The sequence below is a fragment of the Bradyrhizobium sp. 482_C4_N1_8 genome (assembly GCF_052075965.1).
Lineage (GTDB): Bacteria > Pseudomonadota > Alphaproteobacteria > Rhizobiales > Xanthobacteraceae > Bradyrhizobium > Bradyrhizobium barranii.
In genome coordinates this window covers 4,544,066-4,567,802 of record NZ_CP197231.1, presented here as the reverse complement: position 1 = coordinate 4,567,802, position 23,737 = coordinate 4,544,066, and the positions used below count along the sequence as shown (strand labels likewise).

General features: G+C 65.3%; 19 protein-coding genes. 9 read left to right on the top strand and 10 right to left on the bottom strand.

The window, feature by feature from the left end:
* Positions 1–71: 71 nt before the first annotated feature.
* Positions 72–404: a heat shock protein HspQ gene (gene hspQ, locus AB7Z56_RS21830; RefSeq protein ID WP_014495177.1), complete on the top strand. Its 333-nt coding sequence runs from the start codon at positions 72–74 to the stop codon at positions 402–404.
* A gap of 97 nt (positions 405–501) precedes the next feature.
* On the opposite strand, the gene AB7Z56_RS21825 is transcribed toward hspQ, so the two are convergent.
* Positions 502–1,326: an invasion associated locus B family protein gene (locus AB7Z56_RS21825; RefSeq protein ID WP_063983219.1), complete on the bottom strand. Its 825-nt coding sequence runs from the start codon at positions 1,324–1,326 to the stop codon at positions 502–504.
* Between the two features lie 272 nt (positions 1,327–1,598).
* On the opposite strand from AB7Z56_RS21825, the gene AB7Z56_RS21820 reads away from it, so the two are divergent.
* From AB7Z56_RS21820 to AB7Z56_RS21810, 3 genes are all read left to right on the top strand, one after another.
* On the top strand, positions 1,599–3,446 hold the full coding sequence (locus tag AB7Z56_RS21820) for an extracellular solute-binding protein (protein WP_354123780.1): 1,848 nt from the start codon (positions 1,599–1,601) through the stop codon (positions 3,444–3,446).
* Positions 3,447–3,450: 4 nt separating this feature from the next.
* Positions 3,451–4,953: a class I adenylate-forming enzyme family protein gene (locus tag AB7Z56_RS21815; RefSeq protein WP_354123779.1), complete on the top strand. Its 1,503-nt coding sequence runs from the start codon at positions 3,451–3,453 to the stop codon at positions 4,951–4,953.
* 84 nt (positions 4,954–5,037) lie between these two features.
* Complete coding sequence (locus AB7Z56_RS21810; protein WP_354233586.1) at positions 5,038–6,261, top strand: GGDEF domain-containing protein; 1,224 nt, start codon at positions 5,038–5,040, stop codon at positions 6,259–6,261.
* Between the two features lie 55 nt (positions 6,262–6,316).
* Here the strand turns inward: AB7Z56_RS21810 and AB7Z56_RS21805 are convergent, their stop codons facing one another.
* The 3 genes from AB7Z56_RS21805 to AB7Z56_RS21795 form a co-directional block, all read right to left on the bottom strand.
* Positions 6,317–7,447, bottom strand: a complete 1,131-nt coding sequence (locus AB7Z56_RS21805) for an acyl-CoA desaturase (protein WP_354123826.1) — start codon at positions 7,445–7,447, stop codon at positions 6,317–6,319.
* Between the two features lie 306 nt (positions 7,448–7,753).
* Positions 7,754–11,272 (bottom strand): transcription-repair coupling factor, encoded by a 3,519-nt coding sequence (gene mfd, locus AB7Z56_RS21800; RefSeq protein ID WP_166096624.1) that lies wholly within the window; start codon positions 11,270–11,272, stop codon positions 7,754–7,756.
* A complete protein-coding gene (locus AB7Z56_RS21795; protein WP_028147879.1) occupies positions 11,269–11,559 on the bottom strand; it encodes an FAD assembly factor SdhE in 291 nt (96 codons plus the stop codon). Before AB7Z56_RS21795 ends, mfd begins: the two co-directional genes overlap by 4 nt.
* 185 nt (positions 11,560–11,744) lie before the next feature.
* Between AB7Z56_RS21795 and recG the strand changes: the two genes are divergently transcribed.
* Complete coding sequence (recG, locus tag AB7Z56_RS21790; RefSeq protein ID WP_135213676.1) at positions 11,745–13,853, top strand: ATP-dependent DNA helicase RecG; 2,109 nt, start codon at positions 11,745–11,747, stop codon at positions 13,851–13,853.
* Here the strand turns inward: recG and panE are convergent.
* Positions 13,850–14,779 (bottom strand): 2-dehydropantoate 2-reductase, encoded by a 930-nt coding sequence (gene panE, locus AB7Z56_RS21785; protein ID WP_354123825.1) that lies wholly within the window; start codon positions 14,777–14,779, stop codon positions 13,850–13,852. The genes recG and panE overlap by 4 nt on opposite strands.
* 215 nt (positions 14,780–14,994) lie before the next feature.
* Between panE and AB7Z56_RS21780 the strand changes: the two genes are divergently transcribed.
* Positions 14,995–15,516 (top strand): AAA family ATPase, encoded by a 522-nt coding sequence (locus tag AB7Z56_RS21780; protein ID WP_085404732.1) that lies wholly within the window; start codon positions 14,995–14,997, stop codon positions 15,514–15,516.
* 28 nt (positions 15,517–15,544) lie between these two features.
* Here the strand turns inward: AB7Z56_RS21780 and AB7Z56_RS21775 are convergent, their stop codons facing one another.
* From AB7Z56_RS21775 to glmS, 3 genes are all read right to left on the bottom strand, one after another.
* Positions 15,545–16,402: an NAD(P)-dependent oxidoreductase gene (locus AB7Z56_RS21775; RefSeq protein WP_354123777.1), complete on the bottom strand. Its 858-nt coding sequence runs from the start codon at positions 16,400–16,402 to the stop codon at positions 15,545–15,547.
* A gap of 105 nt (positions 16,403–16,507) precedes the next feature.
* The gene (locus tag AB7Z56_RS21770) at positions 16,508–17,278 is read right to left on the bottom strand and encodes a DUF502 domain-containing protein (RefSeq protein WP_354123776.1); all 771 of its coding nucleotides are present in this window, start codon (positions 17,276–17,278) and stop codon (positions 16,508–16,510) included.
* Positions 17,279–17,367: 89 nt separating this feature from the next.
* On the bottom strand, positions 17,368–19,194 hold the full coding sequence (gene glmS, locus AB7Z56_RS21765) for a glutamine--fructose-6-phosphate transaminase (isomerizing) (protein WP_063983209.1): 1,827 nt from the start codon (positions 19,192–19,194) through the stop codon (positions 17,368–17,370).
* A 219-nt stretch (positions 19,195–19,413) separates the two neighbouring features.
* Here glmS and AB7Z56_RS21760 point away from each other — a divergent pair, with 219 nt between their 5' ends.
* The gene (locus AB7Z56_RS21760; RefSeq protein WP_441256410.1) at positions 19,414–19,632 is read left to right on the top strand and encodes a hypothetical protein; all 219 of its coding nucleotides are present in this window, start codon (positions 19,414–19,416) and stop codon (positions 19,630–19,632) included.
* A 9-nt stretch (positions 19,633–19,641) separates the two neighbouring features.
* Here the strand turns inward: AB7Z56_RS21760 and AB7Z56_RS21755 are convergent, their stop codons facing one another.
* Positions 19,642–19,827, bottom strand: a complete 186-nt coding sequence (locus AB7Z56_RS21755; RefSeq protein WP_187387697.1) for a hypothetical protein — start codon at positions 19,825–19,827, stop codon at positions 19,642–19,644.
* Between the two features lie 12 nt (positions 19,828–19,839).
* Positions 19,840–21,207, bottom strand: coding sequence for a bifunctional UDP-N-acetylglucosamine diphosphorylase/glucosamine-1-phosphate N-acetyltransferase GlmU (gene glmU, locus AB7Z56_RS21750; protein WP_063983208.1), 1,368 nt, complete (start codon positions 21,205–21,207; stop codon positions 19,840–19,842).
* 171 nt (positions 21,208–21,378) lie between these two features.
* On the opposite strand from glmU, the gene AB7Z56_RS21745 reads away from it, so the two are divergent.
* The gene (locus AB7Z56_RS21745; RefSeq protein ID WP_063983207.1) at positions 21,379–22,749 is read left to right on the top strand and encodes a hypothetical protein; all 1,371 of its coding nucleotides are present in this window, start codon (positions 21,379–21,381) and stop codon (positions 22,747–22,749) included.
* A 41-nt stretch (positions 22,750–22,790) separates the two neighbouring features.
* On the top strand, positions 22,791–23,666 hold the full coding sequence (locus AB7Z56_RS21740; RefSeq protein WP_063983206.1) for a hypothetical protein: 876 nt from the start codon (positions 22,791–22,793) through the stop codon (positions 23,664–23,666).
* Positions 23,667–23,737 lie beyond the last annotated feature (71 nt).

The window sequence follows — 23,737 nt, the reverse complement described above, 5'->3', positions numbered from 1 at the left end:
ACCCCTTAGTCGAAGGTCAATTCCAGGTCAGGGCACTAGCATCGGCCACAATCCTGGTCTATCGACGGGGAATGATTAAAGCGAGGACCGCCAAATTCCAGATCGGACAGGTCGTTCGCCACCGGATCTTCTCGTTCCGGGGGGTGATTTTCGACATCGATCCGGAATTCAACAACACCGAGGAGTGGTGGCTGTCGATTCCCGAAGAGGTGCGGCCTCACAAGGACCAGCCGTTCTACCACCTGCTCGCGGAGAACGCGGAGTCGGAATACGTCGCCTATGTCTCCGAGCAGAATCTGGTGCCTGACGATTCCGGCGAGCCGATCCGCCATTCCCAGGTCGCCGAGATCTTCATCAAGGACAAAACCGGCGGCTATCGCCCGCGCAATCCGTCGCTGAACTGAGCCGACCGCGCTTGAAGTGAGTTTTGCCGCCATCAAGCGGCCAGCAAAAAAGGCGCTCGAACCGAGCGCCTTTTTCATGTCCGGGATTTTAGCCCGCTTACTTCTGACCGGTCGGAGCCGCGCCGGGCGCGCCACCGTTCTGCTCGAGCTTCTTGCGCTGCTCGTCGGCCTTCTTCTGAAGCTCTTCCTGAAGCTTCTTCTGGGTTTCCTCGAACACCTTCGGATCAGTCGGCGGACCGTCATAGGCCTTCTGGAATTCGCCAGCGAGCGGCAGCGGCAGCGTCAAGGGCGCACCGTTGGCATTGATCGCCTGGACAACGAGGTTCTGGCCCTTCTTCATGTTGCCGATGAGCTCGGGCGTGGCCTCGTAGTCGGACATGCAGCCATTCTGGAAGCAGATCACGTAGGGGCTCTGCAACGGCGCATTGTTGTCCACGATGATGCGGGTGCCGTGCACGAGCTGCATGCCGAGCGGCAGCGTCACGCGCAGGATCTTCTTGGGCTCACCTTCGGGCTCGATGATCACGGCCGCGATGACCGGCTGGCCCGACTCGATGCGGCCGTCCTTGCCGGTGAAGCAGACCTGCTTGGCGTTGGCGTCCTGGCCCTTGAGGCAGAACTTGGTCCAGGGGGCGTAGATCAGCTGGATCTGCTGATCGGCCGGCTGGGCCGCGGCGCCCTGCTGCGCCGGAGCGCCCTGCGCGGGAGCCGGCTGGGCGGGAGCCTGGGCAGCCGGCGCCGGAGCCTTGGGGGCAGCCTTCGGAGCGGCTTTCGGGGCCGCCTTGGGCGCGGCGGGGGCACCGGGGGCCGGCGCCGGGGTCTGGGCCTCAGCGGCAAACGGAACGGCCAATGCCGTCGCCGTCAACAAGGCGAGAAGTCGCCCGCGCGGCCGGACGGACGCGGCCAAGTAACGGAAATTCATTGCGGAAAACCCTTTCTGAACGGGAAGTGCCCGAACCGCTCCGAAGCGACGAACCTGGCCGCGTTGGGCGCGGCTCTCTCCCCGTCAATTGAGGCGGATAAGTGACGGGCTCGACGCTCTTGCGCGATTGCGTGCCTTCTTAACGTGGCCGACGAAAAGATCAATGCCGACAAGCGTCTTTGACCACGCCTTGAACCGCTCCCTGGCCTGCGATCCGTGAAATTCCTTGTGATAGGATTCAGGCCCGCAGGTCCTCGAATCAACGTGTGCCGATGTCCATGTTCCAGCGCCTTCTCGAGGGCCTTCGTGAGGGCCTTGACACCCGCCTCTGTCTTCTTGCCTTCGTCGTCGCCTCCGCGCTCTCCGCAAGCGGCGCACGGGCTGGGGAAGCCCATGCCATCGCGATGCACGGCAAGCCGGCGATGCCGGCCGATTTCACCCACATGCCCTACGCCAACCCTGATGCCCCCAAGGGCGGCCGGCTCACCTGGGGCATTCTCGGCACCTTCGACAGCCTCAATCCCTTCATCGTCAGGGGATTGGCCGTGCAGCCGGTGCGGAACTACGTGGTCGAGAGCCTGCTCGCACGCGGCAATGACGAGCCGTTCACGCTCTACGGCCTGCTCGCCAGATCGGTCGAGACCGATGACGCGCGGAGCTTTGTCACGTTCCGCCTCGATCCCCGCGCCCGCTTCTCCGACGGCAAGCCGGTCCTGGCGGAGGATGTGCTGTTCTCCTGGCAGCTGCTGCGCGATCACGGCCGCCCCAACCATCGGCAATATTACGCCAAGGTCGCCAAGGCCGAGGCGCCCGACCCTCTCACCGTCCGCTTCGACCTGGCTGGCGCCAACGACCGGGAATTGCCGCTGATCCTCGGCCTGATGCCGATCCTGGCGAAGCATGCAGTGGATGTCGCGACCTTTGAGGAGACGACGCTGACCGGCCCGATCGGCTCGGGCCCGTATCGGATCATGGCGGTAAAGCCCGGCGCCAGCGTGACCTTGACCCGCAATCCCGACTATTGGGGCCGCGACCTGCCCATCAATCGCGGGCTCTACAATTTCGACGAGATCAGGCTCGACTATTTTCGCGAGGCCAACGGCCAGTTCGAAGCCTTCAAGCGCGGCCTCTATGATTTCCGCGTCGAGCACGAGCCGCTGCGCTGGCACGACGGTTACGACTTTCCAGCCGCCAAAAGCGGCGAAGTGATCCGCGACACCATCAAGCCCGGCGTGCCGCAGCCTTCCGAATTCCTGGTGTTCAACACGCGCCGTCCGATCTTCGCCGACATCCGCGTGCGCCGGGCACTGACGCTGCTGTTCGATTTCGAGCTGGTCAACCGCAACTACTTCTTCGGACTCTATTCGCGCGTTGCCGGCTATTTCGCCGGCTCCGACCTGTCGGCCTATGGCCGGCCTGCGGACGCGCGCGAACGCGAGCTGCTGAAGCCCTTCGCCGCGCAGATCCCGCCCGACGTCATGGACGGCAGCTACCGCCTGCCCGTCACCGACGGCTCGGGGCGCGACCGGACGACGCTGCGCGCGGCACTCAAGCTCCTGTCGGACGCCGGCTACGATCTCGACGGCACCGTGCTGCGTAACCGCGCGACAAAGGCCCCCTTCACCTTCGAGATGCTGGTGACGACCCGCGACCAGGAGCGCATCGCGCTCGCGTTCCAGCGCGACCTCAAGCGCGCCGGCATCGAGCCGAGCGTTCGCGCGGTCGATCCCGTGCAGTTCGACCAGCGCCGGCTCGGCTACGAGTTCCACATGATCCAGAACCGCTGGGACCAGTCGCTGTCGCCCGGCAACGAGCAGTATTTCTATTGGGGGAGTGCGGCCGCCGACAATCCGGGCACCCGCAACTACATGGGCGCCAAAGATCCCGCCGTCGACGCCATGATCGACGCCCTCCTCGAGGCCCGTGATCACACGGCCTTCGTCTCGGCGGTGCGGGCGCTCGACCGCGCCTTGATCTCCGGTTTCTATACAATCCCCCTGTTTAACGTATCCGAGCAATGGATCGCGCGCTGGAATCGGATAGAACGGCCAAAGGCCACCGCGCTGTCCGGATACCTGCCGGAGACCTGGTGGTCGAAGGGGCAGCCGCAAGCGAAGTGACGCCGTGAATCAGCCAGCCGTATCGCCGACGCTCGACACGCTGTTTCAGCGCACGCTGATGCGGCAACCGCACGCGCCCGCTCTGCTCGATCCCCTCAACAAGGCCCGCGTGACCGGCCACCAGCCGCGGCGGATGACCTATGCCGAGGCCGACACCACCATCGAGGCCCTGTCGGCGCATTTCGTCGAATCGGGCCTGCCGGCCAATTCCGTCATCGCGATCCAGCTGCCTGCTACGGTCGAGTTCGTGCTGACAGTGCTCGCCGCGCATCGCGCCGGGCTCGTCGTCGCCGTGCTGCCGCTGCTCTGGCGCCATGCGGAACTGACCGCCGCGCTGAACCGCACCGCCGCGCGCGCCATCGTCACCATGAGCAAGGTCGACGGCGTCAGCTATTCCGACCTCGCAATGCACGCCGCCGCGGAGGCCTTCTCGATCCGCTACGTCTGCGGTTTCGGCGCCGACCTGCCCGAGGGCATGGCCTCGCTCGACGACGTGCTGGCCCGCCCGCCGGGCACCACGCGCGCCGTGATCCAGGACGGCCGCAAGGCGGCGATGATCTCCTTCGACGTCACCGCGGAAGGCTTTCGCCCGGTGCCGCGGCCGCATTTCAGCCTGATCGCCGGCGGGCTCGCGATGTCGCTGGAAGCCGACATCAAGCAGGGCGCGACCGTGATGGCAGCGTTCACGCCGATGTCGTTCGCGGGCCTCGCCTCCTCGCTCGCGGTGTGGCTGCTCTGCGGCGGCACGCTGGCGCTGCATCATCCCTTCGAGAATGACGTGCTGGAACAGCAAATCAACGCGCACGAATGCGAGGTGCTGATCGCCCCCGCGCAGCTCGCGCTGCGGCTCGGCGATGCCGATCTCGCGGCGCGGATGCCGAGCTTGCGCAACGTCATCGGCCTCTGGCGCGCGCCCGAGCAGGTGGCGGCGAGCGATGCCTGGATCGCGCCGCATGCACCGCTGACCGACGTCTATCTGTTCGGCGAGGCCGGGCTGTTCGGCGCCCGCCGCGGCGAGGACGGCATGCCTGTTGCGGTGATGCCCGGACCGCACGGCGCCCCGCGCGAGCAGTCCGGTTCCTCCATCGCCGGCGAGATCCTGCTGACGCCCAGGGGCACGCTCGGCCTGCGCGGAGCGATGGTGCCGATCGCGGCCTACGCGCCGCCGCAGCCGGTCGGCGACACGCTGACGGCGCAGCCGCCGCGCGATTATGTCGACACCGGCTATGCCGCGCGGCTCGACCGTCCGAGCGGCGCGATCTGCATCACCGCACCGCCCTCCGGCATCATGGCCGTCGGCGGCTACCGCTTCCTGTCCAACGACCTCCAGGAATGGGCGCGCCGGCTCGGCCAGGGCGCCCTGCTCACCGCACTGCCCGACCGGCTCTCGGGTCACCGGCTCGCAGGACGGGCGCAAGACAATGCCCGCGCCCGCGAAGCGCTCAATGAACTCGGGCTTAACCCCCTGATGGTCGAGGCTTTTCGCGACCGCTCCGGGCCGGTTTAAGCCCAGTTTCGACCCATCCATTGACGCTGCATTAAGGCAACCGGACTAGATTGCGCAGCATCTGTTGCGTGATCAGAGTTTGCGATGTCCCAGGCGGGCCCGATCCTGTTTGTGTCCAACGCCCAGCGGCCGCCTTTCATTGCGGCACTGGACGAGGCCCGTCTGTTTCCCGTCGTCGACACCGACTGGGCCAGCGCGGCGCGCGCGGTCGAGCAGGTGCAGCCGTCCGCGGTTCTCGCCGCGATGCATGTCGGGCACGAGCCCCATCTGGCGACGCTCGCCAGGAAGATCGCGGACCAATCGCCCTACCTGCCGTTCGTGGCGCTCGATGCTGCGGGCACGCTGCCGCAGAACGCCCTGCCCTTCTCCTCGCGCGGCGGCAATTCCGACCGCCTCGTCGCGCGGCTCCGCGCGGCGCTGCGCGTACGGACTCTCCATGCGACGGTTCTGCGCCGGCTGCCGGACGCGAAAGTCGGTTTGCCGGAGGGGGATCCGGCACGCGATGCAACGGTGCTCCTGATCGGCCGCGGCGCAGCTTATCCTGCGCTCTCCGTCGCGTTCGGCGAACGCGTCGGGGTCGTCGGCGCGCTCTCGATCGAGGCCGCGGCCAAGCATCTCAACACCCGCGATATCGATGGCGTCGTGCTCGCCGAAGGTTTTACCGCGCGCGTCACCGACGCCTTCCTCACGGTGCTCGCGGAAGACACCCGATTCCGCAGCCTGCCAGTGGCCGTCACCGCGCACCAGCTCGCGCAGACTTACGACCTGCCCAATCTCGAGCTGATCCCGGGCGAGCCGGCGATGGTCGCCGCCAACGCGCTGCCGCTAATCCGCCAGCACGCGATGGAAGCGCAACTGAGCCGCACGCTGCGCTCGATCGATGCCGGCGGCTGGCTCGACCCGCGCAGCGGCCTGCTCACGGTGGAAGCTTTTGCCCGCGATTTCGCCAAGGCGGTCGAGCAGGCTCTTGCCCGCGGCGGCGGCCTCTCCGTGGCGCGCTTCGCCTTCGAGCCCGGCAATTCCCGTGCCCAGCTCGACGCCGCGCGGATCCTGAGCCGCCTGATGCGGCAGATGGATTTTGGCGTGGCGCAGAAAGACGGCTCCGTCGTCGTCGTGTTCGCGGAGACCGACTTCCGCACCGCCCACATGATCGCCCGCCGCCTGTCGGCGGTGATGCGGCACACCTCCAATGGCAAGCACGAGATGCGCAGCGATCCCGTCGTCAGCGTGGACTCGCTGTCGCCGTCGGATACGGCGCGGTCGCTGCTCGGGCGTCTCTCAGCCGACGCGTCGCGCGCGGCGTCGTAGTCGCGCGTCAGCAATCCCCTATCACGAGCGCGCCCCTTGTACGGGGATCGTCGCGCTAAGCGCCGCCATTCGCGCCCGATTTCGGGGCGGTCGCCAGAGCGGGAGTGGCCAGGAGAAAGCCGACAGTCTCGTTCAGGAGCTCGTGGGCCCGGTCGACGATGTCGTCCAGCGACATCGTCTTTGCGAACATGCGCTGCGCTTCGGCCAGCAACTGGTCGCGAGTCGGCATGCTGGACAGACGCAAATCGGCACGCTGCTGCAACAGAATGATCGCGTCCCGGACCGACAATTCGGTCTCATGGATCGACGTCTTGATCGCCTGTGCGATGTGTTCAGGATTGAAGCGAGCGGCGAGCTGCTCGGCCGCTTGCTTGATCGCGCGTGATCCCAACCGATGCTCATTGCGCAGGACCTGCTTGGGCGGCATCTTCAGATCCCGGACAATCCCGAGCCAGGACAAGGCCACCAGGATATAATAGGTGAGATCAATCTCGTACCAGTGGAAGCCCTGTCGAGCACTGGCCTGATAGGCGTGGTGATTGTTGTGCCACCCCTCACCCATCGTGACGAGCGCGAGCAGCCAGTTGTTGCGGGAATCGTCGCCGGTCACATACCGCCTGCGGCCGTGAACATGTGCAAGGGAGTTGATGCAGAACGTGCCGTGATACACGAGCACCGTGCTCCAGAGGAAGCCGACCACGAGCCCTGACCACCCCGCAATGAGGAAGCAGAGGCCCGCGAGCACGAACGCCGGCAGAAGTTCCAGTTTGTGCAGCCACATCAATTCGGGATACGACGCCAGATCCGATACTTTCACCAGGTCGGTTGCATCGTGCTGCCGGTAGAAGATCCAGCCGAGATGACTGTAGAGGAAGCCCTTGTGCCGGGGCGAATGCACATCCTGCGCCGTATCCGAGTGAAGATGATGATGGCGATGTTTGGCAGCCCACCAGAGGACGCTTTTCTGAGCGCTGCTCTGGGCCAGGAAGGCCAGGATGAACTGAAACACCCGGCTGGTCGCGTAAGCCCGATGCGAGAAATACCGGTGATAGCCGGCGGTGATCGCAAACATGCGCAACCAGTACAGAACCGCGCAAATGGTAACGGCTTGCCACGAGACGCCCGACCAGATCGCCGCGAAGCATCCCGCGTGGACCAATATGAACGGCAGGACCTGCGGATACATGACGTCGTCGTGTTCGTCACCGTGTTCCTGGCCTGAATCGATATTGATAGACACGCTCGCGACCTCAGAAGTTCCAATGGGCGGGCAGCCCCGCTTTGCGGTACAAAAAACCCGCGGCCGGTAAACCAGTCGCGGGTCACACGAATCAGGTCATTAGTCAGGCACGCTATCAGCGGCGAGGCCAAGTCGGAGGCCAAGTCGTCGGCCCAACTCGACGAATCGAACATGGCTGTCGTTCGATCATTCCGCAAGTGGCCATATGCCGCTGTTTTGTATCCAAGTACCGCTCGGTGGCGCTCGGAACAATTACGCCGCCTTCTTGCTCTGCGCGAGCTGTGCCAGCTGGCGCATGATCTCCGTGGTGCCGGCGAGCCGCTCTTCCGGCGTCTCCCAGTCTTGCAGGAACACCACCTTCATGTCGGGCCGCACCTTGGCGGCCTGGCCGTAGCTGCGGATGAACGACACCAGGCGGTCGGGATGGGCGAACGAATTATCGCGGAAGGCGATGACGGCACCCTTCGGGCCGGCGTCGATCTTCCCGACATTGGCCGTGCGGCAGAACGCCTTGATCGCGGCGACCTTGAACAGATAGCGCACCTCGTCCGGTAACACGCCGAAACGGTCGCGCATCTCGGCGCCAAAGTTCTCGATCTCCTCCTCAGTGTCGAGATCGGCGAGCCGCCGGTACAGCGACAGCCGTACCGAGAGGTCGCCGACATAGTCTTCCGGAATGAGCACGGGCATGCCGATGGTGATCGAGGGCGACCAGCGGTCGGCGGCAGGCTCGGACACGCCGGCCTTGAGATTGACGATCGCCTCCTCCAGCATCGACTGGTAGAGCTCGAAGCCGACCTCCTTGATGTGGCCGGACTGCTCCTCGCCGAGCAGGTTGCCGGCGCCGCGGATGTCGAGATCGTGCGAAGCGAGCTGGAAGCCCGCGCCCAGCGTCTCCAGCGATTGCAACACGGTGAGCCGGCGCTCGGCCTGCGCGGTGATCTTCTGCTGCGCCGGCAGCGTGAACAGCGCATAGGCTCGCAGCTTGGAGCGGCCGACGCGGCCGCGGAGCTGATACAGCTGCGCCAGGCCGAACATGTCGGCCCGGTGCACGATCAGGGTGTTGGCGTTGGGAATGTCGAGGCCGGATTCCACGATGGTGGTCGACAGCAGGATGTCGAACTTGCCGTCGTAGAAGGCGGTCATGATGTCCTCGATCACCGCGGGCGGCATCTGGCCGTGCGCGACCGCGACCTTCATCTCCGGCACGTTCTTGTCGAGGAAGTCCTTGACCTCGGCGAGGTCGTCGATGCGCGGCACCACGTAGAACGCCTGGCCGCCGCGATAGCGTTCGCGCAGCAGCGCCTCGCGGATCATTAGCGGATCGTGCGGGGCAACGAAGGTGCGGACCGCGAGGCGATCGACCGGGGGCGATGCGATGATCGAGAGCTCGCGGACGCCGGTCAACGCCAGTTGCAGCGTGCGCGGGATCGGCGTCGCCGACAGCGTCAGCACGTGCACCTCGGAGCGAAGCGCCTTCAGCCGTTCCTTGTGGGTGACGCCAAAATGCTGCTCCTCGTCGACGATGACGAGGCCGAGATCGCGGAACTTGATCGCCTTGCCGAGCAGCGCGTGGGTGCCGACGACGATGTCGACCGAGCCGTCGGCAATGCCCTTCTTGACCAGGTTCAGCTCTTTGGTCGGGACCAGGCGCGAGGCCTGCGCCACGTTCACTGGAAAGCCCTTGAAGCGGTCGGTGAAGGTCTTGTGGTGCTGGCGGGCGAGCAGCGTGGTCGGCACCACGACCGCGACCTGCTTGCCTTCGAGCGCGACGGCAAAGGCCGCGCGCAAGGCCACCTCGGTCTTACCGAAGCCGACGTCGCCGCAGATCAGCCGGTCCATCGGACGGCCGAGCTCGAGGTCCTTCAGCGTGGATTCGATGGCCCCTAACTGGTCCTCGGTCTCGTCGTAGGGGAAGCGCGCGCAGAACTCGTCATAGAGGCCCGGCTGCACCGGCAGCTTTGGCGCCTCGTGCAAATGGCGCGCGGCGGCGATCTTGATCAATTCGCCCGCGATCTCGCGGATGCGATTCTTGAGCTTCGCCTTGCGGGTCTGCCAGCCGCTGCCGCCCAGACGATCCAGCTCGACCGCGGTCTGGTCGGAGCCGTAGCGCGACAGCAGCTCGATGTTCTCGACCGGCAGAAACAGTTTTGCGTCGGCGGCGTAATGCAGCTCAAGACAGTCATGCGGCGCGCCGGCGACGTCGAGGGTTTGCAAGCCGATGAAGCGGCCGATGCCGTGGTCGGCATGGACGACGATGTCGCCGGCGGTGAGGCTCGTCACCTCCGAGATGAAATTGTCGAGCTTGCGGCTGGCCTTGCGCGGCCGCACCAGGCGGTCGCCGAGGATGTCCTGCTCGCTGATCAGCGCGATCTCATCGGTCTCGAACCCGGCCTCCAGGCCGAGCACGGCGAGCATGGTCTCGTTGCGCGGGGTCGCCTGCACCGTCCGCCAGGCGTTGACGCTGGTGGTATGGGTCAGCTTGTGGTCGCGCAGCATCGAGGTCATGCGGTCGCGCGATCCCTCGCTCCAGAGTGCGATCACGACCTTCTTGCGCTGGGCATGCAGCGCCATCACGTGGCCGACGACGGACTCGAACACGTTGACGGTGGCGTCGTTGCGTTCGGGTGCGAAGTCGCGGCCCTTGCGCGCGCCGGCATCGACGATCGACGCACCATCGGCCGGAACCGAAAACTGCGTCAGCCGCACCAGCGACATCTCGCTTTCGCGCCTGGTCCATTCCTCGTCGGTGAGATAGAGCCTGTCGGGCGGCAGCGGCTTGTAGATGGCACCGCCGCCGGGATGCTCCATCGCATCGCGGCGGGCTTCGTAGTAATCCTGGATCTGCTTGAAACGCTCGCGAACGGCGTCCTCGGCCTGCGGCTCGATCGCTATGGCTGCGCCTTGCAGATAGTCGAACAGCGTGTCCATCCGGTCCTGGAACAGCGGCAGCCAGTGCTCCATGCCGGGATGGCGGCGGCCCTCGCTGACGGCCTCGTACAGCGCGTCGTCGCGCTCGGGCGCGCCGAACTCGGCGACATAGCCCATGCGGAAGCGGCGGATGGTGTCGGTGACGAGCTGGAATTCCGAGATCGGCACGAGGTCGAGCGAGCGCATGTCGAGCATCGTGCGCTGGGTCTCGGCGTCGAAGGAGCGGATCGATTCCAGGCTGTCGCCGAAGAAGTCGAAGCGGACCGGCTGGTCGAGGCCGGCCGGAAACAGATCCAGGATACCGCCGCGCACGGCATATTCGCCGGGCTCGCGCACGGTCGAGGAGCGGTTGTAGCCGTTGTGCTCGAGCCAGGCGATGATGGTGTCCATCGGCACCACATTGCCCGGCGCAACCGACAGTGCCTGCGCGGCGACGAGTTCGCGCGCAGGGACGCGCTGCACGATTGCGTTCACCGTGGTCAGCACGATCAGCGGCTTGTCGCTGCCGGTCAGCGGCGCAAGCCGCGCCAGTGTGGTCAGGCGCTGCGCCAGGATGCCGCCATGCGGCGAGACGCGGTCATAGGGCTGGCAGTCCCAGGCCGGAAAGGTCAGCACCGGCAAATCGGGCGCGAAGAATTGCAGCGCGCGCTCGAGCTGCTGCATTCGCGCACCGTCGCGGCAGACCACGGCGAGGCTGACGGCCGGTTTCTTCGGCCGCGCCGCGATGGCGCGGGCCAGATCGGAGATGACGAGGCCCTCGGCGCCCTCGGCAACATTGGCAAGCGTCAGCGCGCGGCCGGGCGTGAGCAGCTCGGCCGGCGACTTCATCCCCTGTTTCATAAATCGCCGTCCGTAATCGGGAACGCCTTGATGCGGGCAAACAGCGCGCCGGTGACATCAGCTGGCAGCACCTTGTCACCGGTGATGGCGGCATAGAGATCGGGATCGGACTCCTCGAGCAGGGTCTCGAGCTCGGTCAGCTCGTCATCGGACAGATTGCCGATCTCGGCATCCGCGAAGCGGCCCAGGATCAGGTCCATCTCGCGCGTGCCGCGGTGCCAGCAGCGGAACAGAAGCCGCTTGCGGCGATCGTCCAGCCCGTTGCTCGATCGTGTCGTTCCCGTCATGTCTCAGATCCAGTCAAACGCAGAAAGCCCGGACGTGCCGGGCCGGGGTGATATAGCCACTCGGACCGCCCCTGTCAGCCCTCGATTTGGCATGGCCCGCTGCCCGCGCGGGCGCCGCGAAAAAAGCCGTGGATGCCCGGCATAAAGCCGGGCATGACGGGCCGAAACGATCCTAGATTCGCCTGATGCGCCCCAGCCTGCTCAATCCGCTGTTTGCTCCCGTGACCAGCCTGCCCGGCGTCGGTCCGAAGCAGGACAAGCTGCTGCAGTACCTGCTCAGCCGCAATGAGACGCCGCGCCTGATTGACCTGCTGCTGCATTTGCCGAGCCAGGTCATCGACCGCCGTGCGCGGCCAAAGATCCGCGACGCCGTCCAGGGAACCATGGTGACGCTGGAGGTCACCGTCGATCGCCATCGCCCGCCTCCGCCGCGCAACGCCCGGGCGCCCTATCTCGTCTACGCCAGCGACGACACCGGCGACGTCGTGCTGACCTTCTTCCGCGCCAAGCCCGGCTATGTCGAAAAGCTGCTGCCGATGGGCGAGAAGCGCTACGTCTCGGGCACACTGCAGATGTATGACGGCATCCCGCAGATCGTGCATCCCGACCGCGTGCTCGACGAAGAGGCGATCTCGAAGCTCTCGGGCATCGACCCGGTCTATCCGCTGACCACGGGTCTGGCGCTCGGCTCGCTGCGACGCGCGGTCGCGCAAGCGCTGCAGAAGCTGCCCGCCCTGCCGGAATGGATCAGCCCGGAGGTGATGCGCCGCTGCAGTTTTCCGACGGTCACCGAGGCGCTCAGCCGCGTGCATCAGCCGGTCGAGCTCACCGACATCCTGCCCGAAAAGCCCTACTGGTCGCGCCTCGCCTTCGACGAGCTTTTGGCCGGCCAGCTCGCGCTGGCCCTGATCCGCGCGCAATTGCGCCGCCCGGCCGGCGTCCGCAACGCCGGCGACGGTCACTTGCGCAACAAGATCATCGACGCCCTGCCCTATGCATTGACGTCGTCGCAGCGAGAAGCGACCGCCGCGATCGCGAACGATCTGCAACAACCCGTGCGCATGCTGCGCCTGCTTCAGGGCGATGTCGGCTCGGGCAAAACCGTGGTGGCGCTGCTGGCGGCCGCCGCCGTCGCCGAAGTCGGCAAGCAGGCCGCGCTGATGGCGCCGACGGAAATTTTGGCGCGGCAGCACATCAAGACCATCGCCCCGCTCGCGGAGCGCGCAGGGCTGCGCGTGGCCATCCTCACCGGCCGCGAGAAGGGCAAGGAGCGGCGCGAGCTGTTGGCACAACTCGAAGCCGGCGAGATCAATCTCCTCGTCGGCACCCATGCGCTGATCCAGGACGACGTGATCTTCAACGATCTCGCCCTGGCCGTCGTCGACGAGCAGCATCGGTTCGGGGTGCGCGAACGCCTCGCGCTGACCTCGAAGGGCGCCGCCGTCGATGTGCTGGTGCTGAGTGCGACGCCGATCCCGCGCACGCTGGTGCTAACCTATTTCGGCGACATGGACATCTCCGAGTTGCGCGAGAAGCCCGCCGGCCGCCAGCCGATCGAGACCCGCACCATATCGATGAGCCGCCTCAATGAGGTCACGGACAGCATCGGCCGGGCCTTGGAGGCGGGCAAGCTGGTCTACTGGATCTGCCCGCTGGTCGAGGAATCCGAGGCCGAAGGCACCGAGCACCTGACCAATGCGACCAAACGCTTCGAGAGCTTGCAAAAGCGTTTCGGCGACCGCGTCGGCCTCGTCCACGGCCAGATGAAGGGCACCGAGAAGGACCGCGTGATGGGCCAGTTCGCCGCCCATGAGATCGGCCTTCTGGTTGCGACCACCGTGGTCGAGGTCGGCGTCGACGTGCCGGCCGCGACCATCATGGTGATCGAGAACGCCGAACGGTTTGGCCTTGCCCAGCTGCACCAGTTGCGCGGCCGCATCGGTCGCGGCTCGGAAGCCTCGACCTGCCTCCTTCTCTACTCGGAGCCGCTTGGCGAGATGTCGAAGGCACGTCTGAAGGTGATCCGCGAGACCACCGACGGTTTTCGCATCGCCGAGGAAGATTTGAAGCTGCGCGGCGAAGGCGATGTGCTCGGCGTGCGCCAGAGCGGCCTGCCGGGCTACCGCATCGCGCGGTCGGAGGTGCACGGCCAGCTCATCACCCAGGCTAGAGACGAGGCGCTGCGGATCCTCAAAGACGATCCGAAGCTGAAGGGCGAGCGCGGCGAGGCGCTACGGTGCCTGCTGTATCTCTACGAGCGGGACGAAGCGATCCCGCTGATCGGGGCGGGTTAGCCTGCTGCTCTTCGGCGTCCGACCTCATAAGCCGCCACATGCGCGCGGGCCAGATCCAGCAGCGGCGTATCGATACCGAGCGTGCGGGCGCGATTGGCCATATCGCCCAGGATATGCTCCGCTTCGGTAACCGAACCACGCTCGATATCGCGCAACATCGAGGCCTTGAGCGGCGAGTCCAAGGTGGTGAAGAGCTTTCGGTCAAACTCGATGAACGGAGCGCGCGGCTCAAAACCCGACGCCGTTGCAACGGCACAGCATTCCGCGAACAGCCGGAAAATGGACTGCTCGCCGTTCGGCACCGCCAGGATGTCGCCGATACTTGCGCGCATCAGGCAAGTGATGCCAGCGAGCGTGCTGAGCTGGACGAACTTTTCCCACATGTCCTGCATGATCGCTTCGCTGGCGCGCACGTCGATGCCGGGGACATGGAGCAATGTTTCCAGCGCGAGCGCACGCTCGCTCAGCGCCCCGTTGGTCTCGCCGAAGACGATGGTCTGATTGGCCATGAACTGAACGACACGACCATCCGCATCGAGGCCGGCGCTGACGTTCGCCAACCCGCCGAGGACGCGCGCTGCACCGAACTTCGCGGTCAAGGTGTCGATATGTTTCAACCCGTTGAGGATCGGCAGGATCATCGTATCGGCGCCAACTGCCGGGGCAAACTGGGCCATCGCATCGTCGAGCGAGTAGGATTTCACCCCGACGAGCACGACGTCGAATGTCTCCTTGAGATCGTCTGCCAAGATGATCTTCGGCTGTACGGCAAAGTCGCCATGCGGACTCGCGACCTGCAATCCATTCCGCCGCAATTGCTCGGCACGCTTCGCTCGCACCAGAAAGGTCACGTCGCCGCCCGCTCGGACCAGGCGAGCTCCGTAATAGCCTCCAAGCGCGCCTGCGCCGATCACCAGCACTCTCATTCGAACTCCGATGCATCCATCTGTCTCCGCAGAAACGATAGCAGACGGGGCGTGCGGCGTCTCCTCCCCGTCATTGCGAGCGCAGCGAAGCAATCCAGAATCTTCCCACGGAGACAGGCTGGATTGCTTCGCTGCGCTCGCAATGACGAAGTGGATAGAGCCGCTTCAGAAGACTCACCCTTTCGCCGCGGTCGACTTTATGAAACCTTGCGCTCATGCGCAGGGTCATCGTCGTCGGTTCTCAGGGAAGCGGAAAGACGAGCCTCTCCCGAAGTCTCGGGCGGAAGCTTGGACTGCCCGTGGTGCATCTCGACGTGCTCTACTGGCGGCCGGGATGGAAGCCATCCGACAAGGCCAGCTTCCGTCTACGCGTCGCGGAGGAGATCGCGGGCGACGCATGGGTCATCGACGGCAGCTTCTCGGGGCTCGCCTTCGATCTCACGCTTGCGCGTGCCGACACCCTGGTCGTCATCGACCGCCCACGCTGGCTCTGCCAGTGGCGCATTCTCTGGCGCTCCGCGTTCGATCGCGACACGACGCGACCCGATCTGCCCGAGGGATGTCCGGAACAGTTCGACTGGAAACTGATGAAGGAGGCGTGGCGCTACGACACCGAGCGCGTGCCCGTCATCGAGGCCGAGCGCCTTCAATATGGCCCCGATGTCCCGGTCGTGCGCCTGAGACGCGACCGGGACATCCAGGGTTTTCTGGAGTCGGTTTCAGTGCACGGCGAGTGATCCATCGCCGTGACGTCGGACTGGACGGTCAGGCCTTCTTCTGCGCGACACGCGCTGCGAAGGCCTTCAGCAGTGCCGCATCCACCGCTTCGCCATTCGCATCCGCGGCGAGGTGCTCGAACCAGCGTGCAAAGCCTTCGTAGATCTGGCTCGCCGGATGGTCGGGCCCGAGGAAACCCGAGATCTCCCGCATCTCCGCGACCCAGCGATAGGCCTTCGGGATCATGTCCGGCAGCGCGACTTCGAGCCGGGCCAGGACCGCGGGCTGGCTCAGCGCGAGCTCGTCGCGCAGCGCGTCGGCCGCGCCCGCTTTCGTGGCCGCGACCACCATGGCCGAGCCGATGCCGGCCAGGCCCTTGACGATGCCGGCATAGGACATCTTCAGCGCGGAGGCCGCGCCGACGGGTCCCTCGACAATCCGCACGTCGAGCCCGAGATCCTTCAGCACCGCGAGATCCCCAGCGTACTCGCCGGACAGGTAGAAGGCCGGGCTCTTGCTGCCGGGCTGCGGCGGGAAGCCGATGATGCCGCCATCGACGAACGGCGCCTGCGCCGAGCCGATGATCTCCTCGATTCTTTGAACGGTATCGACATTGACCGCGTTGCAGTCGACGACGATGGGTTTCTTCTCGCGCCGGACGATCAGCGCCGCCAGGCGTTCGGCCAAAGCCACGGCTTCGCCCGGCGGCACGATCGAAAGGATGATGTCGGCCTCCGCGATCGCGTCGTCCTCGGCGCCGATCATGCCGGCATCCGCGGCGCGCTTTTGCGTCGCCTCGCTGCGCCCCTTCAACGACGTCAGCACGCGCGCACCGTTTTCGCCGAGGCGGCGGGCCACGGCGCTGCCCATGGCGCCGGGCGCGAGGATCGCAATGGTCTTCGTCATCATGCACTCCAGGTCGAATTCCGAGCGAGGTGCTCGATTCAACCGGAAGACTAGCAGAGGACGAAAGTGCTTGCGTGAATGCGGCCATCCGAAACGGGAATGGCCCTACTCCACCTTCGCAGGCTGGGGCTGGAGCGCGGACGCGTTGGCAATGCGCGCGGCGTTCGCCATGCCCGTGAGCGCGGCGGCCTTTTTCGGGTCGGGCGCCGAGCCCGGCTGCACAACGCCGGCCGACATGATCAGGGTCGCGGCATCTTCGGTGCTCACGTCAACCTCGACGATCTTGCTCTTGGGCACGTAGAAGAAGAAGCCCGTGGTCGGGTTCGGCGAGCACGGCAGGAACACGGAGACGTGCTCCTCCTGCCCCGGCAGGCTGCGCGCGACCTCTTCGTTCGGCGACTGCGAGATCAGCACGATCGACCACATTCCCGGCGACGGAAACTCGACCAGGCCGACTTTGCGGAAGCTCGAGCCCTTGCCCGAGAACAGCGTCTCGAACACCTGCTTCAGGCCGCGATAGATGGCGCGCACCGCCGGAATCCGGCCGAGGAAGGTCTCGCCGATATCGACCAGCGTCCGGCCGATCAGATTGGCGGCGAGGAAGCCGACCAGCGTCAGCGTGAAGAATGCGACAATCAGTCCCCAACCTGGAACGACATACGGCAGATAGGTTTCGGGCCGGTAGGCCAGCGGCACGAACGGCCGCACCACGCCGTCAACCCAGGTGACGAACCACCAGACCAGATACAGCGTGATGGCAATTGGCCCCGTCACGACGAGGCCGGTCAGAAAATAATTGCGGAAGCGGCCCATCAGGCCGGTATGCGGTTCCGGGATGGGATCAAGCGGCGCAGGCGCGTCGTCGCGGGGGGTCATTCGGGTTCCAGGTCGGTCGCTGCACTCAAGCTAGGGTCTTCTAGCAGGTTTTGGAAGACTACCTAGCGTTCCGGCCTGATCCCTTCTGCCTATTCCACGGTCACCGATTTCGCGAGGTTGCGCGGCTGGTCGACATCGGTGCCCATGATGACCGCCGTATGATAGGCGAGCAGTTGCACGGGGACGGCATAGACCATCGGCGTGAACGCCGCCGCCATGTCGGGCATGACGATGGTGACGAGGGACTCGACGGTCGCCTCCTCCGCGCCCTTGGCGTCGGTCATCAGGATGATCCTGCCGCCGCGGGCGGCAACCTCCTGCATGTTGGAGACGGTCTTTTCGAACACGCGGTCGTAGGGGGCGATGACGACGACCGGCATGGTCTCGTCGATCAGCGCGATCGGCCCGTGCTTCAGCTCGCCGGCGGCATAGCCCTCGGCATGGATATAGGAGATCTCCTTCAGCTTCAGCGCGCCTTCGAGCGCGAGCGGAAAGCTGGTGCCGCGGCCGAGATAGAGCACGTCGCGCGATTTGGCGATCTCACGCGCGAGCTTCTCGATCTGGAGCTCGGTGGTGAGCGCGTCCGACATCAGGCGCGGGATCTCGACGAGGCCATGAACGAGCTTGGTCTCGTCCTCGTCGGACAATTCGCCGCGGGCCTTGCCGGCCGCGATCGCTAGGTTTGCCAGCACCATGAGCTGGCAGGTGAAGGCCTTGGTCGAGGCGACGCCGATCTCGGGACCGGCCAGCGTCTGCAGCACGGTCTCGCTCTCGCGCGCGATCGTCGAGGTCGGCACGTTGACGACGGCCACCGTGTGCACACCCTCGGCCTTGGCATAACGCAGCGCGGCCAGCGTGTCGGCGGTCTCGCCCGACTGCGAGATGAAGATGGCGAGATCGCCCTTGCGCAACGGCGCCTCGCGGTAGCGGAATTCGGAGGCGACATCGACCTCGACCGGCACGCGCGCAAAGCGTTCGAACCAGTATTTCGCGACGAAGCCGGCATAGCTCGCGGTGCCGCAGGCGGTGATGTTGATGCGCTGGATGCTCTTGAAGTCGAAGGGCAGCTTGACCGGCAGCGAGACGCGCTCGGTCGCCATGTCGACATAGCGCGCCAGCGTGTGGCCGACCACTTCCGGCTGCTCGTGAATTTCCTTCGCCATGAAGTGGCGGTAATTGGCCTTGTCGACCAGCGAGGTCGAGGCGGCGTGCTTGATCTTCTCGCGCTGGACGGCGTGGCCGTCCTTGTCGAAGACCGTGGCGCCCTTGCGCGTCAGCACGACCCAGTCGCCGTCTTCGAGATAGCTGATCGTGTCGGTGAAGGGGCCGAGCGCGATGGCGTCGGAGCCGAGATACATCTCGCCGTCGCCATATCCGATCGCGAGCGGCGGGCCATTGCGGGCGCCGATCATGAGATCGTCGTCACCGGCGAAGATGAAGCCGAGCGCGAAGGCGCCGCGCAGCCGCGCCAGCGTCAGCTTCACCGCTTCCACGGGCTTGTTGCCGCGCGTGAGCAGATCGTCCACGAGATGCAGCACGATCTCGGTGTCGGTCTCGGTGTGGAACACCGTGCCCTTTTTCTCGAGCTCCTCGCGCAGCTCGCGGAAATTCTCGATGATGCCGTTATGGACCACGGCAACGCGTTCGGTCGCGTGCGGATGGGCATTGTTGACGGTCGGCTTGCCGTGGGTGGCCCAGCGGGTGTGGCCGATGCCGGTCGTGCCCTTCAACGGCTCGGCTTCCAGCCGCTTCTCCAGGTTCTTCAGCTTGCCCTCGGCGCGGCGGCGCGCGAGATGCTTGCCTTCGAGCGTGGCGACGCCAGCGGAGTCGTAGCCGCGATATTCAAGACGTTTGAGCGAATCCACCAATTGCTCTGCAACCGGCGTGCGCCCGAGAATGCCGACAATCCCGCACATGCGGATCAATATCCCCCAAATCGTCGAAAAATCGCCTAAACGATCCGCTCGGTCTTTAGCGAAGTTCCTAAGGAACCAGATACTCAATAATTATTGCGGATTGAGACAGCGCCGGTTCGCTTCCGATTTCGACTGCGTCGAATTGGCCGGCCTTAAACCGCGCGAATTAACTTGTTGTCAATAAGTTTGACCAACGATTCCCGGCCAGGGAGTAAGGTCATGAAAAGCTCGTCCGGCCGCAAAGGCCTGTCATCGATGTATGCCCACGCCAGCGAGACCACTGGCACGCACCTTGCGCATTGGCCGCCGCCCCAGCGCGGCAAGGAAAGCAAACCCGTCTTCGTCAAGCACGCTGCCGGAGAACCTGCGAAACGGGCCAAGCTGCGCGGCTGGCGCCTGACGCGCGCGATCTTCTCGGAATTCTCCGACGACGAATAGCGGCGCGCCCTACCACCCCAGCATCACGGCCCAGACGAGGAAAATGAGGAGCGCCCAGAACGCTAGCCCGATGACGAGGGCCAAAATCTCGGGCGGATCGTACTCGTTCATTTCCCGCAGCAGCAGTCGCCCCATCCCCGTGACGAATGTGTCAATCAGAAAACTGCTCAGATCGCGCACAAAGCGAGAGGACACCGCAGTTGGCGCTCAGTTCTCCGGCTTCTTTTCCGGCTTCTTGCCGCCGGTCTTCATCTCGCGATAGCGCGCAGCGCCGCCTTCCCGGATGGTCTGCTGATTGCGCTCCAGCGCCATGGCGTCGTCGGGCACATCGCGCGTGATCACCGAGCCTGAGCCGATATAGGCGCCGTTGCCGATCTTCACCGGCGCGACGAGAGAGGAGTTGGTGCCCACGAAGGCACCCTGCCCGATGATCGTCTTGTGCTTCTTGAAGCCGTCGTAGTTGCAGGTGATGGTGCCGGCGCCGATGTTGGAATTGGCGCCGATGGTGGCGTCTCCGATGTAGGAGAGATGGTTGACCTTGACGCCGGCCTCCAGCGTCGCGGCCTTGGTCTCGACGAAATTGCCGATGCGCGCGCCGTCGCCGAGCGAGGTGCCGGGTCGCAGTCGCGCATAGGGGCCGATCGAGACGTTCTTGCCGAGCGTGGTCTGCACGATATGCGAGAAGGAATGGATCACCGTGCCGTCGGCGATCGACACGCCCGCACCGATCACCACGAACGGCTCGATGGTGACGTCATTGCCGAACACGGTATCGGCGGACAGATAAACGGTCTCGGGCGCGATCAGCGTGACGCCTGCTTCCATCGCCGCTTTGCGCAAGCGCGCCTGCATCACGCCTTCGGCCTCCGCGAGCTGCGCCTTGGTGTTGATGCCGCGCACCTCGTCCTCGCTGGTCTCGATCACGACGGACTCCCATCCCTGTTCACGAACGACGCCGACCGCGTCAGTCAGATAATATTCGCCCTTCGAATTCGCATTGCCGATCTTGTCGAGGATCGCGAGTGCACGGCGCCCGTCGATCGCCATCAGGCCGGCATTGCACAGATCGATCTTGCGCTCGTCCGCGCTGGCATCGGCATGCTCGCGGATCGCGACCAGACGGTCGCCCTCGACGATGAAGCGGCCATAGCCGGTGGGATCGGCGGCGCGAAAGCCGAGCGCGGCGATTGCTGCGCCCTTCGCGAGCGGCGCGCGCAGCCGCGCAAAGGTCTCGGCTGAGATCAGCGGCGTGTCGCCGAAGGCAATCAGCAGATCGTCCGCGCCCCGCGCAATCGCCTCGCGCGCCGCCAGCACCGCATGCGCGGTGCCGAGCCGTTCTGCCTGCACGAAGGTGAGCGCATCGGGACGGATGCGTTTCGCCTCGTCCGCGACCGCCTGATGGTCGGGGCCGATCACGACGGCGAGCGAGGTGCCGGTTCCCTTCGGTGTGGCGGCGAGCACGTGCGCGAGCAGGCTCTGGTGGGCGACCGGATGCAGCACTTTCGGCAGGTTCGATCGCATGCGCGTGCCTTCGCCGGCGGCGAGTACGATCGTGAGGCTGGAACGGGCGGTCATCGAAATCCTGTCAAACATGGCCGAATCAACGGGCGGCGGCAGGCCGACGCCGTCATGAGCTGTCGCCTTGCTACCCCCGCAAACGCCCGGAATTCAAGTGCGACGGGGTTTTCCTGTTAATGTTCCCTGATTGATTCGGGGAAGCAGTTCGGGGCTGGGCACTTAACGTTCATGGCAAAGGATTCCGACCCACTGGCGGACGCCTTCGGGGCCAAGGAGACCGGCGGGCTGTTCTCCGGACTTCTGGCCGAGGAAAGCGCGGTCGACCGCAGCACGATGTGGCGGCTGGGCGCGTGGGGCGTGGTTGCCGTCGGCGCCGTCGTGATGGCCGTGATGGCCAATCAGGCCCAGCTCGGCTGGCGCCGTGACCAGGTTGCGTCGGCCGATCTGTCGCGCCAGGCCGACCGGCTCCAGATGCTGACCAAGGAGAGCCAGAACGAGGCCCGCCGCCTCGCCTCCGCCATCGAGACGCTGAACACCGATCGTGACCGGCTCTATTCGCGCGTCACCGTGCTCGAGCAAGGGATGGATTCCGTCACCGGCGCCATCGCCAAGCAGAGCGCGAAGCCGCAGGACGCGCCGGCGCCTGACACCCAGCCCGCGGCGCCGACCGTCGCGCCGGTCGCCTCGACGCCGGCTCCCCCAAGTGACAAGCCGCGCGCGGCAGCCGCGAAGGACCAGGCGAAGGAGCCGACAAAAGACGCCCTGAAGGAGGCCGCAAAGGATCAGTTGATCCCGCCGCCGCAGAACGCCGCCATGGCCTCGCTGGTATCGCAGTCGCCGCTGACAACGTCGGCACTGCCCATGCTTCCGCTGGTGCCATCCAAGTCGATCATGGCGCCACCCGATCCCGCCGCATCGAAGCTGACGCAGCCCGAGACGACGGAGAAGGCCGCCGAGAAGAAGCCCGAACAGGCGCCCGCCCCGACCGAGGTCGCCGCGGCGCCAGCCAAGCCGCCGGAGACGGCCGAGAGCGAGGCCCCTGCAATCGCGGTCCAGCAGACGCGCTTCGCCATCGACCTTGGCGGCGCCAACTCGCTCGACGGCCTGCGCGCGCTCTGGCGCGGCCTGACCAAGTCCAATCCCGAGATCGCGGCGCTGCGGCCGATCATCATGATCAAGGAAGGCAATGCCGGCCTCGGCATGCAGCTCCGCTTGGGGGCCGGCCCGCTGATCAATGCCGCCGCCGCCGCAAAGCTCTGCGCGGGCCTCGCCGAGAACGACCGCCATTGCGAGACCACCGTGTTCGACGGCCAGCGGCTGTCGATGCGCGGCGGATCGGAGAAGGGACAAGAGAAGACTCAGGACCGGGTTCAGGAGAAGAACGCGGACAAGAACCAGGACTCCGTCCCGCAAGCCGAGACTGCGCCGGCGCCCGCTCCGGCCGCCAAACCGGAGAAGCGCCGCCGCAGCTACTCCTCAAAACGCTCGTCGAAGCGCGAGGAGCCCGCGCCTGCCCCCGCGCCTCAGCCGCCGGCCGCACCGGCGAAGCCGGAGACGGCCTCGACGGGATCGACGCTGTCGTCGTTCTTCAGGCGGTAGGAACGCTCAAATAACAAGCATCAACGCAGGGGTGATCGACAATGGTTGATGCTGGAATCCGAGCGCGCGTTGTTCGTTTCCTGAACGGAGACTTTGTGCCGGAGGATCTGGCGCGTATTTTTCTATTTGCCAGAGATCGCTGCGATGGAAGAGAACCTGTTCAGGAAATCGGCGACTTCGTCGCTCATAAGGCCGAACGCAACAAAGGGATAGTTACTCGGGAAGTGCGCGATTGGGCTCTGATCGCCTTCTTCATGTCTTTCTTCAATAGACACCCGCCTGGGGCCAATCCGTACATCACGAACAGATCACTGCCATCCCAGTTCGTGCCTTGGCTGCACGCGACCCTCAGACGCGCTCCGCCGCGCCTCCGAAAATTCCCGATGGCGAAGGCAAAAAAGCTAGTCGAGACGATCGAACAAAAGATCGTCCGCACTAACTTCGGAACGATAAGCGTGGAACGGCTCAACGCGGAAGAGCTGGATTATATTGACAAATTGACGAGTAGCTTCGTCGTCCGGCCTGCATTTACGTCTGATCGACTGTTCACCGATCTGAAGGCAACCCTGAGAAGCAGCGGAGTGCTCGAACCCAAGGAAAGCAACGCTTTCGATCAACAAAAGCGCCTGACTGAGCTCTTCGCGGTAACGCTCATGCACGGTTGCGCTGTCGATCTAGGAGACGGCTTGAACACGACTCTGATGGCATCCGATCCAATAAATGGCGGCCCAATCAGCGTTGATGCCGGAATTCCAGTGCCCAATCCAGGGGGAGTCCCACTGGCCATCGCGACGGCGATGTACAAGACTGAGCTTTCGCCTCAGGGCAATATGGAGGAGGACCTGATTAACGCACCACAACCTTGGGCATTCGAGCTGGAATTGAGGCCCAATGGTCTCCTGTGTCGCTTGGGTTAGCCACAGCGCGCGCGAGCTCGGTCTCATCGCCTAATTGGCGATTATGCAATGGGCAGAAATATCCACCTCGC

Coding starts and splice junctions, on each gene's coding strand:
- AB7Z56_RS21760 (WP_441256410.1), top strand. CDS start 19,414: ATGAAAAGCTCGTCCGGCCGCAAAGGCCTGTCATCGATGTATGCCCAC.
- AB7Z56_RS21805 (WP_354123826.1), bottom strand. CDS start 7,447: ATGTATCCGCAGGTCCTGCCGTTCATATTGGTCCACGCGGGATGCTTC.
- mfd (WP_166096624.1), bottom strand. CDS start 11,272: ATGAAACAGGGGATGAAGTCGCCGGCCGAGCTGCTCACGCCCGGCCGC.
- AB7Z56_RS21780 (WP_085404732.1), top strand. CDS start 14,995: ATGCGCAGGGTCATCGTCGTCGGTTCTCAGGGAAGCGGAAAGACGAGC.
- glmU (WP_063983208.1), bottom strand. CDS start 21,207: ATGACCGCCCGTTCCAGCCTCACGATCGTACTCGCCGCCGGCGAAGGC.
- AB7Z56_RS21775 (WP_354123777.1), bottom strand. CDS start 16,402: ATGACGAAGACCATTGCGATCCTCGCGCCCGGCGCCATGGGCAGCGCC.
- AB7Z56_RS21770 (WP_354123776.1), bottom strand. CDS start 17,278: ATGACCCCCCGCGACGACGCGCCTGCGCCGCTTGATCCCATCCCGGAA.
- AB7Z56_RS21795 (WP_028147879.1), bottom strand. CDS start 11,559: ATGACGGGAACGACACGATCGAGCAACGGGCTGGACGATCGCCGCAAG.
- panE (WP_354123825.1), bottom strand. CDS start 14,779: ATGAGAGTGCTGGTGATCGGCGCAGGCGCGCTTGGAGGCTATTACGGA.
- AB7Z56_RS21745 (WP_063983207.1), top strand. CDS start 21,379: ATGGCAAAGGATTCCGACCCACTGGCGGACGCCTTCGGGGCCAAGGAG.
- glmS (WP_063983209.1), bottom strand. CDS start 19,194: ATGTGCGGGATTGTCGGCATTCTCGGGCGCACGCCGGTTGCAGAGCAA.
- AB7Z56_RS21825 (WP_063983219.1), bottom strand. CDS start 1,326: ATGAATTTCCGTTACTTGGCCGCGTCCGTCCGGCCGCGCGGGCGACTT.
- AB7Z56_RS21740 (WP_063983206.1), top strand. CDS start 22,791: ATGGTTGATGCTGGAATCCGAGCGCGCGTTGTTCGTTTCCTGAACGGA.
- AB7Z56_RS21820 (WP_354123780.1), top strand. CDS start 1,599: ATGTCCATGTTCCAGCGCCTTCTCGAGGGCCTTCGTGAGGGCCTTGAC.
- recG (WP_135213676.1), top strand. CDS start 11,745: ATGCGCCCCAGCCTGCTCAATCCGCTGTTTGCTCCCGTGACCAGCCTG.
- hspQ (WP_014495177.1), top strand. CDS start 72: ATGATTAAAGCGAGGACCGCCAAATTCCAGATCGGACAGGTCGTTCGC.
- AB7Z56_RS21810 (WP_354233586.1), top strand. CDS start 5,038: ATGTCCCAGGCGGGCCCGATCCTGTTTGTGTCCAACGCCCAGCGGCCG.